Origin of the sequence: Hyphobacterium sp. (genome assembly GCF_043584775.1) — a bacterium.
Classification (GTDB): Bacteria; Pseudomonadota; Alphaproteobacteria; order Caulobacterales; family Maricaulaceae; genus Hyphobacterium.
Genome location: NZ_CP121327.1, coordinates 1,458,974 through 1,477,575 on the forward strand (window position 1 = coordinate 1,458,974; position 18,602 = coordinate 1,477,575).

Consider the following 18,602-nt stretch of genomic DNA (forward strand, 5'->3'; position numbering starts at 1 on the left):
CCTCCTACCCGGCCCGCAAACTGTTGCCTGCGCTCGATTCTTTCAAGTCGAAGGGAAATAATCAGGGACATATTCTGTGGAAAGCCTGCACCATGACGAACCCTGATGAACGCTCCCCCATGGACTGGGACCAGCGATTTCGCGACGAGACCACGCCCTGGGAAAGGCAGGGTCTGCATCCGGCCTTTCTGCATTGGCGGGATCGTGGCGCATTCGAGAACATAAAGCGCGTGATTGTGCCGGGATGCGGACGCTCGCACGAGCTTCTGGCCTTTGCTGCACTTGGAAAAGAGAGCATTGGGGCCGATCTATCTGCGACTGCGCTGGCCTGGCAAAAGGCGCAGCTGGACAAGGCCGGGCTGGACGCGGAGCTGATCGAGGCCGATATCCTGCTCTGGCAGCCGGAGACGCCGCTGGATGGCGTCTATGAGCAAACCTTCCTGTGCGCCATCCCGCCGCGCTTGCGCGAAGAATATGAGCAGGTCGTCCATGCATGGCTCAAACCGGGCGGAGAGCTGTTTGCGCTCTTCATGCAGAAAGAGGAAATGGGCGGGCCGCCCTATGGCTGTGCTATCCCGGCGATGCGCGAACTGTTCCCGGACGAGCGTTGGGAGTGGCCGGACGGCGAGCTTGTCCCCTACCCGCATCCCTCTCTGAACGGTAAGCCGGAACTGGCGGCTATTCTGGTACGACGCTAGCGGCTTCGGGCGCTTTGCGAATCTTGCGTTTTCGCGCCTCCATCGGCGCGCGAAACAACACAAAACCGGCGGTGCCAACACCGGACAGAATATTGGCCAGAGCGATCCCCAGGATCACGCCGATGGGCGCGTCCATAATCATACCGCCTGAAACTGCAAAGACCGCCATCATGGCGGCGCGGCTGGAGGTAATCATCACGCCAAAGGACGGCCGCCCCAGCCCGTTGAAACCGGCGCTGGCCGCCATGGTAATGCCATAGCCGCCAATGGTGAGCGTGACGAAGGACCAATAGGTGCGCGCGACCTCCTGACCCATTTCGCTGGGCAGGAAGGCCGGGGCCAGCCATTGCTGGGTCAGAAGGATCACCGCGCCCAGTGAGAGCGACCAGGCCATGCAGAACAGAAAGCTCTTGGCGAAGGCCTCGCGGACCCGCGATGAGATACCCGCCCCGCCATTCTGGCCTGTGACTGGGCCGATGGAGGCTGACAGGGCAAAGAGCGGCACAATGGCGAAGGCCTCAAGGCGCGCGCCGACGCCGACGCCGGCCACGGCGGCATCACCGAATTGCGCCATGCCAAGTGCGGACATGACCACTGTCAGGGCAAAGGGGTTGAAGGTGTTGGACGCCGCCGCCGGCGCACCAACGCGGGCAATCTCGCCCCAATTATGGAAGAGTTCGTCAAATCCGTGCCAGGAAAAGTCGATCAGCTTCTCCCGGAAGACCAGATAGAGGCTGATGAGGACGAAAGTCACCGCATTGGCCGCGACCGTCGCCAGTGCCGCCCCGGAGACGCCCCATCCGAGGCCCGGCAGGCCCATGAATTCGTCGAGAATGAAGAAGGGATCGAGCACCATGTTCACGACGGCCGCGCCGATCATCATCATCGAGGGCAGAACGGCATTTCCAAGGGCGCGCAGGATATTGCTCGCCACCATCGGGCCAACGATCAGGACGATGCCGGCGAACCAGACCGACATATAGTCCAGCACGTGCGGCATCATGGTTTCCGAAGCGCCCAGCGTACGGAAGATCGGCTCGATAAAGAGGATGCCGAGAATGGAGACCGCCCCGACTGCCAGGATCGAGAGCGAAAGGGCATCGGTCGCCGTGCGCTTGATGACGCTGTCATCCTTCTCACCGGCAGCGCGGGAGACGACGGAGACAGCCCCGGCCCCGAGGCCGATCGCGACACTCATCACCAGCATGGTGACCGGGAAACTCATCTGTACGGCGGCCTGCTCGGCCGTGCCCAGCGTGCCGACCCAATAGGTGTCGATCACGCCGGTCAGCATCATGGCGACAATACCGAAACTCATCGGCACCAGCATTCGAAGAATGTGACCAAAGACCGGACCGGTCGTCATGTCACGCGTTGCGCGTCCAGCCATGAAATACCCCTCAGCAGTCAGGCCGATATAGGGGCGTTCGAATTCAATTGCACGTCACGAAGTGATGACGCAGGCGTGAGAGTGTTCCGGTTGCGTGGTTCGAGGCCCGCTTATAGCGGGCACCTCACCATGAGGTCGGTCGGGAACAGCTTGAAGAAACCTCATCCTAAGGTGCGAGCGGCTTGTCCCCGCGAAAGCGGGGAAGCGAGCCTCGAAGGACGAGGTGTAAAATCTACAACGCCGCTCGGGACGGATCATAGGCAGCCAGACCGGCCAGATTGACGATATCGGAGACCTTGGCCCCGAGGCGAGCGACCTGAACCGATTTTTCCAGCCCCACGAGAATGGGACCGATCACTGTGGCCGCGCCGGCTGCCTTCAAGAGGCGTGTGGCGATAGAGGCCGAGTGCACGGCCGGCATGACCAGTACGTTCGCCGGTTCCGACAGGCGCGAGAATGGATAGAGCTCGTGATGGTCGGGATCGAGCGCGATATCGGCTGCCATCTCGCCTTCATATTCAAAATCCACGCCGCGTTCATCCAGAATGCGGACGGCGCCCGACATTTTCTCGGTCCGTTCGCCCGGCGGATTGCCAAAGGAGGAATAGGACAGGAAGGCGACGCGCGGCGTCAGGCCGAAGCGGCGCGCCGTGGCGGCCATCTCGATGGCAATATCGGCCAGCTCGTCTGATTTCGGAAATTCGGTCTCGAGAACATCACCAATCAGCAATGTCCGGCCGCGCGAAATCGCGGCATTGACGCCGACAATGCGTCCGCCGGGCACAGGATCCAGCACCAGGCGGATATCATCCATCACCACATTGGTGTGACGCGTGACGCCCGTCACCATGCCATCAGCCTGCCCCATCTTGACCATGCAGGCGGAGAAGACGTTCCGGTTGGTATTGACCATCCGTTGCACGTCCCGCTTCAGATAGCCTTTTCTTTGCAGACGCTTGTAGAGATATTGCGCATAGTCATAATTGTGATCGGACAAGCGCGCATTCCAGATTTCAAGCGAGTCCTCCGGCAGGCCCAGTTCGCGCATATTCTCTTTTGCGATATTCTCGCGCGCGACGAGGATGGCCTTGCCGAGACCCTGATTCTGGAAGGCATGGGCGGCGCGGATGACGCTGGGCGCCTCGCCCTCGGCAAATACGATGGTTTTCTGGTCGGCACGGATTGAGGCCGAGACCCGCTGCTGCAGGGCAGCGGTCGGGTCGGCGCGGCGGGCCAGCGACTGACGATAGTTTTCATCATCACGCGCTTCGATGCGGGCCACGCCGGAATCAACGGCGGCTCGCGCCACACAGGGCGGGATATGCGAGATCAGCCGCGGATCGAACGGGGTCGGGATGATATAGTCGGGACCGAATTTCATCCGGCCCTTTCCATAAGCGGCGGCCACCTCATCGGGCACATCTTCTCGCGCCAGCTTGGCGAGGGCCTGCGCGCAGGCAATCTTCATCTCTTCATTGATGGTGCGCGCCCGTACATCCAGCGCGCCGCGGAAGATATAGGGAAAGCCCAGAACATTATTGACCTGATTGGGAAAGTCCGACCGGCCCGTCGCCATGATGGCATCGGGGCGGACTTCCTTCACCACTTCGGGGCGGATTTCCGGTTCCGGATTGGCCATGGCGAAAATGATCGGATTTTTCGCCATCGACTTGACCATGTCGGGCTTGATCACGCCGGCCGCCGACAGACCGATCAGGCAGTCTGCGCCCTTGACGACTTCGTCCAGCGTCCGGAGCTTTGTCTTGACCGCCTGCGTGGCCAGTCGCGGATAAAGCCCTTCCCGGCCCTCATAGACGACACCATCAATATCGACGACGATGGTCTTGTCCTTGTCGACCCCCATGGACTGAAGCAATTCAATGACGGAAAGGCCAGCCGCGCCGGCGCCGACCAGAACGACGTTCAGGTCCTTCAGCTTCTTGCCGGTCAGTTCGCAGGCATTGAGAAGCCCCGCCGCTGCGATAATGGCCGTGCCGTGCTGGTCATCATGAAAGACCGGGATATCGAGCCGTTCCCGCAGGCGCTGCTCGATCTCGAAGCATTCCGGGCTCTTGATGTCTTCAAGGTTGATGCCGCCAAAGCTGTCGCCGAACCCGGCGACGCAATCGACGAACTTGTCGGGATCTGTGTACTCAACCTCGACATCAAAGGCGTCGATATCGGCAAAGCGCTTGAAGAGCACCGACTTGCCCTCCATCACCGGCTTGGACGCCATGGCGCCCAGATCGCCGAGGCCCAAAATGGCGGTGCCGTTGGAGATCACGGCGACCATATTGCCCTTGGAGGTGTAATCGTAGGCCGTATCCGGATTGGCCGCGATTTCCTTTACCGGCACCGCAACGCCCGGCGAATAGGCCAGCGACAGATCCCGCTGGGTCGCCATGGGCTTGGTGGGTTGCAGGGCCAGCTTGCCGGGCGTCGGCCGGCTATGGAAATCCAGCGCTTCACGATCAAAGGCGGAGAGGTCGTTGCGTTTTGAATGGTCAGGCATATCGACTCAATCTGTCAGGTTCGGTTTCTTTATGCGTTGTTGTGGCGCGCGTTTAAAGCCGCCCGCATGGCGAAAATCCGGCGGCGGCGCACCACATCTGCAAATACTTCCGGCAAAACACCGGGGAGATCGTCCGCCGTGAGCCCTGCCCCCAGACGAATTCCCGCTTCACCGTGAATCCAGGCGCCAATGGATGCCGCATCGAAAGATGAAAACCCGCGCGCCAGAAGCCCGCCTATAATGCCGGCGAGAACATCTCCCGCTCCGGCGGTGGCCAGATTTACACTGGCATGGATATTGACGCGAACCTGCCCGTCTGGCGCTGCGATCACCGTATCCGGTCCCTTGTAGAGAACCACGCAACCCGCCTGCTCGGCGGCCATGCGTGTCCGTTCGATCTTGCTGCGCTGATGCGAGAACAGGTCAGGAAAGAGCCGCCTGAACTCGCCCTCATGCGGCGTTAGAACATCATGCGCGCGCAAATGCGAAAACAGGCTTTCGGGATCCTCCTCGAAACTCGTTAGCGCGTCGGCATCCAGCAATAGCGAGCCCTCCCGGGAGGCCGCGGCCACGACGAGTTGGCGGGTCGTCTCCCCCACGCCGCATCCCGGTCCGATGATGGTCGCCGTGGCGCGGCGCGCCTCCAGCACATCAATCAGGCTTTGTGCATCCTCAAACCGGTCGAGCATGATGGCCGTCAGATGCATGGCGTTGACCTGAAGGGCGGATGGCGGGCTCAACAGCGTGACCAGCCCGGCCCCGGATCGCAGCCCGGCCTCCGCCGCCAGACGCGCCGCGCCGGTGGCTGTAGAGGCTCCGCTGACGACGCACAGCCGTCCCTTCTGATGCTTGTGGATGTGCCCGGGGCCAGAATGCGGCAGGCGGGACCAGAGCGATGGCGCATTCAGCTCGGCTTCGGCCGCGATGCCGTCAGACCATCCGGACGGGATACCGATATCGGCCAGAACCACGTCTCCACACAGGGAACGGCCCGGCTCGAGCACATGCGCGGGTTTGAGGCAGTGGAAGGTAATGGTGAGGTCGGCCCGGAAACAGCACCCGCCATTTTCGCCCGTATCGCCGACAACTCCGCTGGGAATGTCGATCGCGATAATGGGGCCGCCCGCTTCATCCAGCTTGTGCGCCAGTTGAAAGACAATTCCGGAAAGCGGCCGCGACAGGCCGGCGCCAAAGATAGCGTCGATAATGAGTTCATATTGAGCCAGGTCGACCTGAGACATGGGCAGAGTGCGGCCCTGCCACTTCGAGAGCATGGCGGCAGCATCTCCGCCATAATCCGCGGCATCGGCGAACAGGGCAACGTCCACCGGCCAGCCCTCTTCCGCCAGTCTGCGGGCCACAACAAACCCGTCGCCGCCATTATTGCCGGGCCCACACAGGACCAGAACAGGACGCGGTGCCCAACGCCTGGCAACTTCCCGCGCGACCGCTTGCCCGGCCCTTTCCATGAGCGCTATTCCGGTGATGCCGTTTTCATTCGCAAAAGAATCTGCAGCGCGATGACCGTCCACGGAAAGAATTTTATTTGCGAGGGGATGCATTTTCGATCAAGTTCCGTTTATGCTGCAAGTGCGTAAAACGTGGCGAGGTTGATTCTCGCACGTTTCAACATACGTCGACAATCGTGAGCGGGGGCCATGAAAAAAATCGAAGCCGTCATCAAGCCGTTTAAACTGGATGATGTGCGCGATGCGCTCCAGGAGATCGGTGTGCAGGGCATGACCATCACAGAGGCCAAGGGTTTTGGCCGCCAGAAAGGTCATTCCGAGCTTTATCGCGGTGCAGAATATGTCATCGACTTTCTGCCCAAGGTGAAGCTGGAAATCATTGCGCCCGAATCCCGCGTCGAAGCCATTGTCGAAGCTATCCAGACTGCGGCCCGCACCGGCCGTATCGGCGATGGCAAGATTTTCGTATCCCCCGTTGATCAGGCGATCCGCATCCGGACCGGCGAAGCCGATGAGAATGCCATCTAGGGTCCGACTTCACCCCTCAATCCCAGCAGCCCCAAAAAGGGAGCCTACCCCCAATGTCAAATGACATTCAAAAGCAAATCAAAGACGAAGAAATCGAATTTGTAGATCTGCGCTTCACTGATCCGCGCGGAAAACTTCATCACGTGACCTTTGACGCCTCCATGGTCGATGATGATTTCTTCGAAGACGGGGTGATGTTCGATGGCTCGTCCATTGATGGCTGGAAAGCGATCAATGATTCCGACATGACGATGATGCCGGACGTCCTGAACGCGACCGTTGATCCCTTCTTCCAGAACAAGACGCTGAACATGTTCTGCGACATTCTGGAGCCGGGTACCGGCAACGCCTACAGCCGCGACCCGCGCACGACCGCCAAGAAGGCAGAGGCCTATCTGAAGTCCTCCGGTATCGGCGATGCGATCTATGTGGGTCCGGAAGCCGAATTCTTCGTGTTTGACGATGTGCGTTGGTCAACGGACCAGCAAAACACCGGCTATGCCTTTGATTCAGAGGAAGGCCCGTACAATTCCGGCCGCCAGATGGAAGGTGGCAATATGGGCCACCGTCCGGGACCGAAGGGTGGTTATTTCCCGGTTCCGCCGATCGACAGCGCCCAGGACATGCGCTCTGAAATGCTGGCGGTCATGACCGAGCTGGGTCTGCAGCCGGAAAAACACCACCACGAGGTCGCCCCGTCGCAGCACGAGCTGGGCATGCGCTTCAACACGCTGACCCGCATGGCCGACAACATGCAGGTCTACAAATACATCGTACACAATGTCGCTCACGCCTATGGCCGCACGGCGACCTTCATGCCGAAACCGGTTGTCGGCGACAATGGCTCGGGCATGCATGTGCACCAGTCGATCTGGAAAGATGGCAGCCCGCTTTTTGCCGGCGACAAGTATGCTGACCTTTCGGAAAACTGTCTGTTCTATATCGGTGGCATCATCAAGCACGCTCGCGCGATCAACGCGTTTGCGAACTCCACGACCAATTCCTACAAACGCCTGGTGCCGGGCTTTGAAGCGCCGGTCCTGCTCGCCTATTCCGCGCGCAACCGGTCGGCCTCCATCCGCATTCCATATTCGACCTCGCCGAAAGGCAAGCGGATCGAAACCCGCTTCCCGGATCCGGCCGGCAACCCTTACCTCACCTTCTCGGCACTGCTGATGGCGGGGCTTGATGGTATCGAAAACCGGATTCACCCGGGCGATGCCATGGACAAGGATCTCTATGACCTTCCGGCAGAGGAATTGAAGGATATCCCGACGGTCGCCCGCTCGCTGCGCGAAGCTCTGGATGCGTTGAATGAGGACCGTGACTTCCTGAAAAAGGGCAATGTCATGGATGACGACCAGATCGATGCCTTCATCGACCTGAAAATGGAAGAGGTGCTCCGCTACGACATGCATCCTCACCCGGTCGAGTTCGACATGTATTACAAGGTCTGATCCTTTCCGGATCGACGCAAAAGCGGCTGGCGTCCGGGAGGGCCCCAGCCGTTTTTATTTGCAAACAGCGCTGGGTGGTCGACGGATGGCTTCTGCTCGGCTAAACCTTCGGCCAAGTGCATCTTAACGCCTTTGATTGTTACGAATTGAGAGTTGTCCATGCGGAATCGTTTTCTGATCTCAACCGCGCTTTGCGCTGCCTTCGTTTCGGCACCGGTCTTCGCCGACACCACGGTTGATGATGAACGTAATGACGGCATCCGGACGTCGACGATCAATGATGGCGCTCCGGACAATCTGATTATCGGCGCCAATGGCCGCGTCACCATCACTACCGACAATGGCGGCACGGGGCCCCTGGTGACGGTCGACAGTGACAACACCTTCCTGAATAGCGGAACCCTGGAAGATACGACTGGCGATGACGGCGCGACCGGCGTGCTCGTCAATGGCGGTACAACGGGCGGTATTACCAATAATGGCCGCATCGCGATCACGGGCGCGATTGTCTCCAATGATGAAGATGGCGACGGCGACAATGATGGTCCCTTCGCGAACGCCAGCAACCGCGCCGGCATCCTGATCGTCGGACCCGGCACATTTATTGGTGACGTTCTGAATACAGAAAGCGGCGTTATTGACGTCATCGGTAACGATTCCGCAGGTATCCGTTTGTTGACCATGGTCGACGGCAATCTGACCAGCCTGGGTACAATTTCCATCACAGGCGAAAACAGCTACGGCATTGATCTGGCGGGTGGGTTGAGCGGTGACTTTATTGTCGATGGCACAATTTCGACCACAGGGCCTGGCTCGGGCGGCATTCGTATCCGGAGTGATGTCGGCGGTGCCTTTGTTGTTGCCGGACAGGTGAATTCAACGGCTTATCGCTATGCCGGCAATGTCCCGGACAATTTCCAGAATCTGGTGGATGAAGACGATACCTTGCTGTCGGACTCCGCCATCACGGTCGGCGGCAATATCGCGAACGGCATTTTTCTTGCGGGCACGGATTATACCGGCAATGGCACGAACGCCAGCATCGCTTCGGCAAGCACAGCTCCGGCCTTCTGGATTGCGCCGGAACTCGGGAACGGCAACGATATTGTTATCGGCAATGTCTTTATAGGGGCGGACCCGGATGTCGAAGGCGATGAGGACATTACCTTCAACTATGGTTTCGTGAACCGGGGCGTGATTGCCGGAGAAGGCCGCTTTGGTGGATTCAATTCGACGGCTTTGAGAATATCCGGCTCGATGATCGGCAATGTCTTGCGGACAACTACGATTGAAGGCGGTGTTCTCAATGAAAACCTGATTACGTCCCGCGCCCATGAAGCCGAAGCCCGTTCGGTGGAAATCGGCAATGGCGCGATCCTGCCGGTCTTCGAGAACTCCGGCGGTATCCGGGCTACTGCAACTGGCCAGAATTCCAACAGTATCGGGTTGATCATTCTCGCCGGAGCCAATGTTCCGATCATTCGCAATGCGTCCAACTTCTTCGTCGAGAATTTCGGTGTCGGAAGCGCAACAGCCATCGTCGATCAATCCAACACTGTCGGTTTGATCGAAAATACCGGTCTGATCTTTTCCACTCTCGGCTCCCTGTCGACCGAGGTTCAGAGCGAGCCGGACGGTACCGCAAGCGGCGAACCGATTTCTGTCGTCAACCGGACTGCAATCGACGTGTCGCGTTCGACAATCGATGTGACGTTCCGTCAGCTTCTGCCAGATGTCATTGCCCGTGAAGGTTCCGGCCAGGTTCGCGGCGACATCCGCTTCGGGTCCGGCAATGACTTTGCCGATATCCAGGGCGGTCTTGTCGAAGGCGATATCTATTTCGGCGATGGCGCAGACCGGCTGAGCATTACAGGCGATGCCGCGGTTGTGGGCGCGATCGACGATTCTGACGGTGACCTCGAAATTTTTGTCGAGAACGGACAGCTGGAACTTCAGAACACATCCAGCGTGAATATCCGTCAGGCCACCTTCAATGACGGGGCCCGGCTTGTCTTCGAAGTCGACACGCTGGACGAAAATTCGCGTTTCATTACAGCGTCTGACACGGTCACGTTCAATGAAGGTTCGACCGTGACGGCCACTTTGGCGAATTTGATTGGCGAAGGCGCAGAATATATCGTTCTGGAAGCCAGCAATCTGGTCATCAATTCCGCAATTGACAGCCTTCAGGACGCCAACGCCCCGTATCTCTACAACACGACGCTGGCGCGCGATGCCAATAATCCGAACCAGCTGGTTCTGACCTTGCGGCGCAAGACCTCGGACGAGCTGGGCATGCACGCCAATCGCGCCGCCGCCTATAGTGCGGCCTTTGCCGCGTGGTCCGAGAATGAGCGCCTGGGTGCGGCTTTCGCATCGCTGAGCAATTCAGCCGATTTCTTCGAAGCCTATGACCAGTTGCTGCCGGAATATGCAGCCAGCGCCATCCAGTTTGCTGTGGCCAGCAATGACAGTGCCATCGGCGCCCTGTCCGGACGCCTCGATGCGGCCCGGCGCAGCCCGGACGGCACCGGCGGTATCTGGCTGCAGGAATTCGGTTATTTCGCAGATCGGGAGCAAACCTCCTTTGGTCCGGGTTATCGCGGGCAAGGTGTTGGTATTGCAGGCGGCGTCGATCGCCCGATGGGCCCCTTCTATGCGGTGGGCGTGAACTTTGTCGGTGCGGCCAGCGAGATTGAAGAATCCAATGGCGTTGATCAGCCCATGACGGCTCTGACCGGTCAGATCGGCGTCTATGGCGGTGTGGATTTCGGCAGTGCGTTTGCCGGCGAATTCTACGCTGGTGCCGGTGTCGACAGCTTTGAAACCGAACGCCGGGTGCTGATTGGTGTCTTCGACCAGACGTCGATCGCGGACTGGACCGGCTATCACTATGCCGCATCTGCCCGGTTTGCCCGTGATTTCGAGATGGGCCGCTGGTATGCACGTCCGTCCCTGTCGATCGATTATCTGCGTCTCTATGAGAGCGCCTACAGCGAGACCGGCGGCGGGGCCGGTATTGATCTGATCGTGGATGACCGGGAAAGCTCGACCTTCTCTTCGACGGCCAGCTTTACGCTCGGCGGGCTTTACGGATCGCCGTCCAGCTGGTGGTCGCCGCAAGTGCGCCTCGGCTATCGCAATGATTTCAGCGGCGACCCGATGGTCACCAACGCCCGCTTTGCCGGTTATAACAATGAATTCTCCTTCCGGTCCGAAGACCTGCCGGGCAGCGGTTTCATTTTCGGCCTGGCGCTTCAGGCGGGGTCGGACTATTCGACCTTCTCGTTTGATTATGACGCCGATCTGCGGGACGGCTTTGTACGCCACACGGCCCGCCTGGTCTTGCGTCTGGTCTTCTAGGAAACCAGCGGTTAACCGTATTCCGGTCAAAGAAAGGGCATGCAGAGTCTGCGTGCCCTTTTCTTTTGCCTGATCACAGGCCTTCTCGCCGGGTGCGGTCATGCCCCGCCCGAGCAGACTCATGATGCGTGCCTGATCCTTGAAGATAATCGCGCCTGGTGGCGCGATCTCCGGCAAAGCGAAGACCGCTGGGGAATCTCCCCGGGTATTCAGCTGGCGATCCTGAAGCGCGAATCCTCGTTCGACGCCAATGCGCGCCCGGCCCGGCGCCGTTTGCTGGGATTTATTCCCGGAAGCCGCCCCTCATCCGCCTATGGCTATGCGCAAGCGCTGGACGGGACATGGGACTGGTATCGCGAAGAAACAGGCCGACGCTTCGCAGACCGGGATGATTTTGGCGATGCCGTCGATTTTATCGGCTGGTACGGACATATGAGCGGACGCCTCTCGGGCATCGCTGCGACGGATGCCCGGGCCCAGTATCTCGCCTACCATCAGGGCCATACCGGTTATAATAATGGCAGTTACCGCAATATCAGCTGGCTGAACCGGGCCGCGGATCAGGTCGCGGCCGATGCCGCCCGATATGACAGCCAGATATCGCAATGCCGCCGGCGACTGAATCGGCGCTTCCTGGGAGTGTTCTAAATCTCCCCTTCCGTTTGCGACTCGGGCAATATCAGCGCATGAGCGCCAAACCTGAACAAGACGATCTGTTTTCCGCCCCGCAACCTCCGGCCAAGACGCCGGCGGAAAGCGTTGACGACAAACCGGCCGCAACGCCGCCTCCTGCGCCCGCCGCGAAGCCCGCCGACGGCCCGGCACCGAATCCGGGCGGATCCTCGTACGACGCCGACTCCATTGAAGTGCTCGAGGGGCTGGAAGCTGTGCGGCGGCGGCCAGGCATGTATATCGGCGGTACGGATGAGCGCGCCCTGCACCATCTGTTTGCCGAAGTGCTCGACAATTCCATGGACGAGGTTGTGGCCAGCTGGGCGGACCGGATCGAGGTCCGCCTCGACGCCGACGGTTTTGTGACCGTCACCGATAATGGCCGCGGCATCCCCACAGGGCCGCACCCGAAATTCACGGACAAATCCGCGCTGGAAGTCGTCTTCACCACGCTGCATGCCGGCGGCAAGTTTTCCGATAAATCCTATAAAACCGCGGGTGGCCTTCACGGCGTGGGTGCCGCCGTCGTTAATGCGCTTTCCGAGCGGCTGGAAGTGGAAGTCGCGCGCGAGAAAACCCTGTGGCGGCAGGTCTTCGAACGCGGCATCCCGGTCGGCAAGCTGGAGAAGGTCGGAGCGGCTCCGAACCGTCGCGGCACGAGCGTCCGGTTCAAGCCCGACAACGATATTTTCCACGGCCGGGCCACGCTGAAACCGGCGCGCCTGTTTGCGATGGCGCGGTCGAAAGCCTTCCTGCGCCGCGGCGTTGAAATCCGCTGGTCCTGTGACCCTGAACTGGTTGCGGGAACCGACACACCCGCCCAGGCCGTGCTCAACTTCCCGGGCGGATTGTCAGACCGGTTGACCGAAATCGTCGGCAAGAAAAGCCAGGTGACCCAGTCGCAGTTTGCCGGTCGCATTGAAAAGGAAGCCGGCCACGGTGCCGTTGAATGGGCTGTGAGCTGGTCGCTCGTTGGCTTCGGGGACGCAGACGGCTTTGTTCAGTCTTTCTGCAACACCGTCCCGACGCCGCAAGGCGGCTCGCACGAGCAAGGCTTACGCAATGCCCTGACCAAGGGCTTGCGGGCCTATGCCGAGCTGGCCGGAGTCAAGAAAGGCAATCTCATCACGCCAGAAGATGTGATGGGCGGTGCCGGGGCGCTGGTGTCCGTCTTCATTCACGATCCGGAATTCCAGGGGCAGACCAAGGATCGCCTCGCCACGGCCGAAGCGACGCGTATCGTCGAGAATTCCGTGCGCGACCGCTTCGATCACTGGCTGGGCGGTGCGCCCAAGGAAGCCGATATCCTTTTGTCCTGGGTGATCGAGCGCGCGGAAGACCGGATGCGCCGCCGCAAGGAGAAGCAGGTCAAACGCCAGACCGCCTCCCGGCGTTTACGTCTGCCAGGCAAGCTCGCGGATTGCTCCAGAGCCGGGTCCGACAATACCGAACTCTTTCTGGTCGAGGGCGATTCAGCTGGCGGCTCTGCCAAGCAGGCGCGCGACCGGAAAACCCAGGCCATTCTGCCCCTGCGCGGTAAAATTCTGAACGTTGCGTCGGCCACGGCGGACAAGATGGCGGCCAATCAGGAAATCAGCGATCTGCTTTTGGCACTGGGTGTTCAAACCGGCGCGAAATTCAATCCGGACGATTTGCGCTATGAACGCATCATCATCATGACCGACGCCGATGTGGACGGCGCGCATATCGCCGCGCTGCTCATTACCTTCTTCTATACCGCCATGCCGCGCCTGATCGAAGCGGGCCGCCTCTATCTGGCCCAGCCGCCGCTCTACCGCCTGACACAAGGTTCCAAGACGGTCTATGCGCGCGATGAAGCGCATCGCGAAACGCTTCTGAAGACCGAGTTCAAGGCCGGAGCAAAGGTTGATATCGGGCGCTTCAAGGGCCTGGGCGAAATGACGCCGACCCAGCTCAAATCAACCACGATGGATCCGGCCGTGCGCCAGATGGCCCGCATTACCTTCGAGGCGTCCGGGCGTCCGGCCTTTGCCGATCTGGTTGAAACCCTGATGGGCAAGAAGGCGGAGTTGCGCTTCCAATATATTCAGGATCACGCGCCGCAATTTGCCGAAACCGAACTGGACGTTTGACCAACACGGCTGCAGCCGTTTGAATGGCGAGGCGTGTTCAAACTACGAATTCACAAGGGGTGGAACATCATGTCACTGGACTGGAAGCGTTGGACAGCTGTGCTGGCCACGGGATTATTGGCAGCCTGCTCAGGCGGCCAGGATAGCGATGCTGGCAGCGCTAATGCGGGAAATGATGACGCGACGGAAATCGTTCGCGTTGATCTCGATCCGTATCCCTCAACCTATTCACCTCAACCCAGTGAAACCACTCTGATCACCGGCGCGACCATTTTTGATGGCGCAGGGAACCAGATCGATAATGGCGACATCCTTCTGGAAAACGGACGGATTTCGGCTGTAGGCCAGGGTCTGGAAGCGCCCGAAGGCGCGACAGTGATCAATGCCGAAGGCCGCTATATCACACCGGGCGTGATCGATATTCACTCTCACCTGGGTGATTATCCTTCGCCGCAGGTCGATGCCCATTCGGATGGTAATGAACTGACGCAACCGAATACCGCCGAAGTCTGGGCCGAGCACTCCGTATGGCCGCAAGACCCCGGTTTTGCCCGGGCACTGGCGGGGGGCGTTACCACGCTTCACGTCCTGCCGGGCTCCGGCAATCTCTTCGGCGGCCGCGGCGTCACGCTTCGCAATGTTGCTGGCCGGACTGTGCAGGACATGAAATTCCCGGGCGCGCCCTACTCCCTGAAAATGGCCTGCGGCGAAAACCCGTCGCGCGTCTATGGCAGCCGGGGCTCCTCGCCCGCCACTGATATGGGCAATATGGCCGGATACCGCGCCAACTGGATCCGGGCCGCCGACTATCGCGATAGCTGGCACGAATACTGGGACGATCCGGAAAACAATTCACCGCCGACCCGTGATCTCGAACTCGAGACCATGATGGGCGTGCTGGAGGGCGAAATTCTGGTGCAGATGCACTGCTACCGCGCCGACCAGATGGCGCAGATCATCGATCTCAGCCAGGAATTCGACTATCAGGTGACAACCTTCCACCACGCTGTGGAAGCCTATCAGATCCCGGACCTTCTGGCGGATGCCGGCATTTGCGCCGCTGTCTGGGCGGACTGGGGCGGCTTCAAGATGGAAGCCTATGACACCATCCGTGAAAACCTCGCCCTCACCCACGCCAACGGGGCCTGCGCCATGATCCATTCGGATGATGCGCTGGGCATTCAAAGACTCAATCAGGAAGTCGCGAAGGCTCTGGCCGATGGCCGGCGTATGGGGCTGGACATTTCTGATGCCGAGGCGGTGTCATGGTTCACCTCGAACCCCGCACAGGCCTTGGGAATTGCGGACGAGACCGGCTCTCTGGAAGTGGGCAAGCGCGCTGATCTGGTGATCTGGTCCGCCCACCCCTTCTCCACCTACGCGCAGGCAGATGAAGTCTTCATCGACGGCGCATTGATGTATGACCGGGCCAATGGTGTGCAGCCGGTCAGCGACTTTGATCTCGGACAGATTGGTGAGGGAGACGACTGATGAGAACGCTCGTTACACTTCTCGCAGCCACGGCAGCGCTGACCAGCGCCGCAGCGGCACAGGATATCGCCATTCTCAATGGCCGGATCGTTACCAACACCGATCAGGGGCAGATCGCGTCGGGCGGCATCCTGATCCGCGATGGCGTTATCGTTTCTGTCGGCGCCAATATCGACGTGCCCGATGGCATCGAGACGATTGATGCCGAAGGCGGCTGGATTACGCCGGGTATCTTCGCGCCGTTTACTCAGCTCGGCCTCGTCGAAGTGGCGCTGGAAGATTCCACCAATGACGCCTCGGCCCCGGACAGTGAATTTTCCGTGGCGCTCGACGTTGCCGACAGTTTCAACCCGAATGGCACCTATCTCGCCACATCGCGGATGGAAGGCATCACCCGCTTTGCTGTCGTTCCATCGACAGGCTCCAACCTGTTCGCCGGTTTGGGGGCTCTGGGTAATACAGGCGGCAGCATGGACGCGCTGTTCGAGACGCAAAGCTTCGTCTTTGCCGATCTCAGCCAGTCCGGGGCCGGAACCGCAGGCGGATCACGCTCTGCGGCCTGGGCCTATCTGGAAGCGGCGTTCGGCGATGCCCGCGCCTATCCGGGCCGCTATGCGTCGGGCCATGGCGACGCTCTCAACCGCTATGATGCCGCGGCGTTGGTCGATGTGGTCCGTGGACGGATCCCGCTTATCCTTGAAGTTGACCGGGCCACCGATATCCGCCGGGCCATCCGGTTCGCCGCCGAGAACGCGCCTTTGCGTCTGGTTATCTATGGCGGTGCCGAAGCCTGGATGGTCGCCGAGGAGCTGGCCGCGTCGGGCATCCCGGTCCTGATGGATCCCATGCGTAACCTGCCCTCGTCCTTCGATGCACTGGGCTCCACGCTGGAAGCGGCAGCGCGGCTCGATGAGGCGGGCGTCACGGTCGCCTACACGACGCAAACCGCCGATGGCTATTTCAATGCCCGCCTGTTGCCGCAACATGCCGGCAATGCGGTGACCAACGGCGTTTCCTGGGATGCGGCCTTTCGGGCCATCACGCTGACACCGGCGGAAATCTATGGCGTGGGTGACCGGTATGGCGCGCTGGCGGCAGGCTACATGGCCGATGTCGTCGTCTGGGACGGTGATCCGCTGGAAGTCATGTCGGCTCCAACCCATGTCATCATCGATGGCGAGGATACGGATCTGACATCGCGCCAGACCCGATTGCGGGATCGCTATGCTGACATGGAAGACACAACACCCTTTGCATATCGCGACTAAAGGGTCACACTGATTGACACATCCGGCGCCATTCGTATGGTGCCGCCAACTTAATGGACGGTCGCGTTTCTGTTGGAGGCGCGACCGTTACCCTGTTTGGACGGCTAGATACCCAATTCATGACATCCTTTTCGGACCTTGGCCTCGGCCAGAAACTACTCGATGCCCTAGATGCTGTTGGCTATAAAGAGCCAACCCCCATTCAGGCGGGCGCCATTCCACACGCATTGGCCGGTAAGGACGTTCTCGGCATTGCCCAGACCGGTACCGGCAAAACGGCATCCTTCACGCTTCCCCTGATCGAGCGCCTGTCAAAAGGCCGTGCCAAAGCGCGCATGCCGCGCTCGCTGATTCTATCTCCGACGCGCGAACTGGCCGCGCAGATCGCCGATAATTTCGATAATTACGCCAAGAATACCAAGCTGACGAAAGTCCTGCTGATTGGCGGCGTGGCCTTTGGTCCGCAGGAAGAAATCCTGAACAAGGGCGCCGATGTCGTTATCGCGACACCCGGCCGCCTGCTCGACCAGTTCGAGCGCGGCAAAGTCCTGCTGAATGGCGTGCAGATCCTGGTAATCGATGAAGCTGACCGTATGCTGGACATGGGTTTCATTCCGGATATCGAGCGCATTCTGAAAACCCTGCCGGCCAAACGCCAGACCCTGTTTTTCTCGGCCACCATGCCGCCGGAAATCAAATCGCTGGTCGACCGCTTCATGCATGAGCCGGAGCGCGTGGAAGTCTCGCGTCAGGCCTCGACCGCCACGACGATTACCCAGCTTCAGGCGCGGGTGAAGGACAAGACGCCCGCTGCCAAGCGCGACATGCTCCGCAAGGCGATTGATCGCCCGGGCGTCAAGAACGGCATCATTTTCTGCAACCGAAAGCGCGATGTCGACATTGTCGCCCGCTCTTTGACCAAGCACGGCTTCTCGGCGGCCCCGATTCACGGCGATCTGGACCAATCGACCCGCACCAAGACGCTGGATGATTTCAAGACCGACAAGCTCCGCTTCCTGGTGGCCAGCGATGTGGCCGCCCGGGGTCTCGATATTCCGGCCGTCAGCCACGTTTTCAACTTCGATGTGCCGCACAATGCCGAGGATTATGTCCACCGTATTGGCCGGACCGGCCGCGCGGGCCTTGAAGGCGAAGCGGTGACGATCGTGGGGCCATCTGACGAGAAAAACCTGGCCGCCGTCGAGAAAATGCTGGGCCGCAAAATTGACGCCGCGGATTTTGGCAAATCAGGCAAGTCATCGCCTGCCAAAGCCGCTCCAGCCGAGTCTGAAACTGACGAGACCGAGGATAAGCCCGCCAGTCGTTCCCGGCGGGGCCGCAGGCCCAAGAAGGACCCATCCGTCAGTGTTGAAGCAAACGCGCCTGCGAAATCAGAGCCGCTCGCCAAAGACGACAAGAACCCTTCAGCCCAGAAGCCGGCTCCGAAGTCCGGCAAGCCCGCATCGAAATCGGAAAAGCCTGCGCCCCGGCGCGAGCGGTCCGGGCGCAACGGGCATCAGGACGGCGAGCGGTTCAAGGGCTTTGGCAATGACGTGCCCGCCTTTTTCAATATCGAGGGCTAAATTAACCGTGCTGTTTACCGGTTCTTTCCCTTTCTGATCCATCTTCATCGCAACTCG

The 18,602-nt window shown here is 60.1% G+C and carries 12 protein-coding genes; 9 read left to right on the plus strand and 3 right to left on the minus strand.

The window, feature by feature from the left end; translation table 11 throughout:
- The first annotated feature begins 92 nt into the window (after window positions 1-92).
- Window positions 93-698, plus strand: a complete 606-nt coding sequence (locus tag P0D52_RS07225; RefSeq protein ID WP_394694740.1) for a methyltransferase domain-containing protein — start codon at window positions 93-95, stop codon at window positions 696-698.
- On the opposite strand, the gene P0D52_RS07230 is transcribed toward P0D52_RS07225, so the two are convergent.
- The 3 genes from P0D52_RS07230 to P0D52_RS07240 all read right to left on the minus strand — a co-directional run bounded on the left by P0D52_RS07230 (window position 679) and on the right by P0D52_RS07240 (window position 6,132).
- Window positions 679-2,088 (minus strand): MATE family efflux transporter, encoded by a 1,410-nt coding sequence (locus P0D52_RS07230; protein WP_394694741.1) that lies wholly within the window; start codon window positions 2,086-2,088, stop codon window positions 679-681. The two genes, P0D52_RS07225 and P0D52_RS07230, sit on opposite strands and share 20 nt — an antisense overlap.
- Before the next feature lie 232 nt (window positions 2,089-2,320).
- Window positions 2,321-4,600 (minus strand): NADP-dependent malic enzyme, encoded by a 2,280-nt coding sequence (locus P0D52_RS07235; protein WP_394694742.1) that lies wholly within the window; start codon window positions 4,598-4,600, stop codon window positions 2,321-2,323.
- Window positions 4,601-4,629: 29 nt separating this feature from the next.
- Entirely contained in the window at window positions 4,630-6,132 is a 1,503-nt protein-coding gene (locus tag P0D52_RS07240; protein WP_394694743.1) for an NAD(P)H-hydrate dehydratase, read from the minus strand.
- A 126-nt stretch (window positions 6,133-6,258) separates the two neighbouring features.
- On the opposite strand from P0D52_RS07240, the gene P0D52_RS07245 reads away from it, so the two are divergent.
- The 8 genes from P0D52_RS07245 (at window position 6,259) to P0D52_RS07280 (ending at window position 18,545) form a co-directional block, all read left to right on the plus strand.
- Window positions 6,259-6,597 carry a P-II family nitrogen regulator gene (locus tag P0D52_RS07245; RefSeq protein ID WP_187167262.1) on the plus strand — a complete coding sequence of 113 codons (339 nt, stop codon included), beginning with the start codon at window positions 6,259-6,261 and terminating at the stop codon, window positions 6,595-6,597.
- Between the two features lie 53 nt (window positions 6,598-6,650).
- Window positions 6,651-8,054 carry a type I glutamate--ammonia ligase gene (glnA, locus tag P0D52_RS07250; protein WP_394694744.1) on the plus strand — a complete coding sequence of 468 codons (1,404 nt, stop codon included), beginning with the start codon at window positions 6,651-6,653 and terminating at the stop codon, window positions 8,052-8,054.
- Window positions 8,055-8,213: 159 nt separating this feature from the next.
- Window positions 8,214-11,417, plus strand: coding sequence for an autotransporter domain-containing protein (locus P0D52_RS07255; RefSeq protein WP_394694745.1), 3,204 nt, complete (start codon window positions 8,214-8,216; stop codon window positions 11,415-11,417).
- 39 nt (window positions 11,418-11,456) lie between these two features.
- Window positions 11,457-12,065, plus strand: coding sequence for a hypothetical protein (locus tag P0D52_RS07260; RefSeq protein WP_394694746.1), 609 nt, complete (start codon window positions 11,457-11,459; stop codon window positions 12,063-12,065).
- 38 nt (window positions 12,066-12,103) lie between these two features.
- The gene (gene parE, locus P0D52_RS07265) at window positions 12,104-14,203 is read left to right on the plus strand and encodes a DNA topoisomerase IV subunit B (protein ID WP_394694747.1); all 2,100 of its coding nucleotides are present in this window, start codon (window positions 12,104-12,106) and stop codon (window positions 14,201-14,203) included.
- A gap of 69 nt (window positions 14,204-14,272) precedes the next feature.
- The gene (locus tag P0D52_RS07270; RefSeq protein WP_394694748.1) at window positions 14,273-15,694 is read left to right on the plus strand and encodes an amidohydrolase; all 1,422 of its coding nucleotides are present in this window, start codon (window positions 14,273-14,275) and stop codon (window positions 15,692-15,694) included.
- The gene (locus tag P0D52_RS07275; protein WP_394694749.1) at window positions 15,694-16,962 is read left to right on the plus strand and encodes an amidohydrolase family protein; all 1,269 of its coding nucleotides are present in this window, start codon (window positions 15,694-15,696) and stop codon (window positions 16,960-16,962) included. Before P0D52_RS07270 ends, P0D52_RS07275 begins: the two co-directional genes overlap by 1 nt.
- Window positions 16,963-17,081: 119 nt before the next feature.
- On the plus strand, window positions 17,082-18,545 hold the full coding sequence (locus tag P0D52_RS07280; protein WP_394694750.1) for a DEAD/DEAH box helicase: 1,464 nt from the start codon (window positions 17,082-17,084) through the stop codon (window positions 18,543-18,545).
- Window positions 18,546-18,602: the final 57 nt, after the last annotated feature.

Coding starts and splice junctions, on each gene's coding strand:
- P0D52_RS07280 (WP_394694750.1), top strand. CDS start 17,082: ATGACATCCTTTTCGGACCTTGGCCTCGGCCAGAAACTACTCGATGCC.
- P0D52_RS07255 (WP_394694745.1), top strand. CDS start 8,214: ATGCGGAATCGTTTTCTGATCTCAACCGCGCTTTGCGCTGCCTTCGTT.
- parE (WP_394694747.1), top strand. CDS start 12,104: ATGAGCGCCAAACCTGAACAAGACGATCTGTTTTCCGCCCCGCAACCT.
- P0D52_RS07230 (WP_394694741.1), bottom strand. CDS start 2,088: ATGGCTGGACGCGCAACGCGTGACATGACGACCGGTCCGGTCTTTGGT.
- P0D52_RS07235 (WP_394694742.1), bottom strand. CDS start 4,600: ATGCCTGACCATTCAAAACGCAACGACCTCTCCGCCTTTGATCGTGAA.
- P0D52_RS07260 (WP_394694746.1), top strand. CDS start 11,457: ATGCAGAGTCTGCGTGCCCTTTTCTTTTGCCTGATCACAGGCCTTCTC.
- glnA (WP_394694744.1), top strand. CDS start 6,651: ATGTCAAATGACATTCAAAAGCAAATCAAAGACGAAGAAATCGAATTT.
- P0D52_RS07270 (WP_394694748.1), top strand. CDS start 14,273: ATGTCACTGGACTGGAAGCGTTGGACAGCTGTGCTGGCCACGGGATTA.
- P0D52_RS07245 (WP_187167262.1), top strand. CDS start 6,259: ATGAAAAAAATCGAAGCCGTCATCAAGCCGTTTAAACTGGATGATGTG.
- P0D52_RS07275 (WP_394694749.1), top strand. CDS start 15,694: ATGAGAACGCTCGTTACACTTCTCGCAGCCACGGCAGCGCTGACCAGC.
- P0D52_RS07225 (WP_394694740.1), top strand. CDS start 93: ATGACGAACCCTGATGAACGCTCCCCCATGGACTGGGACCAGCGATTT.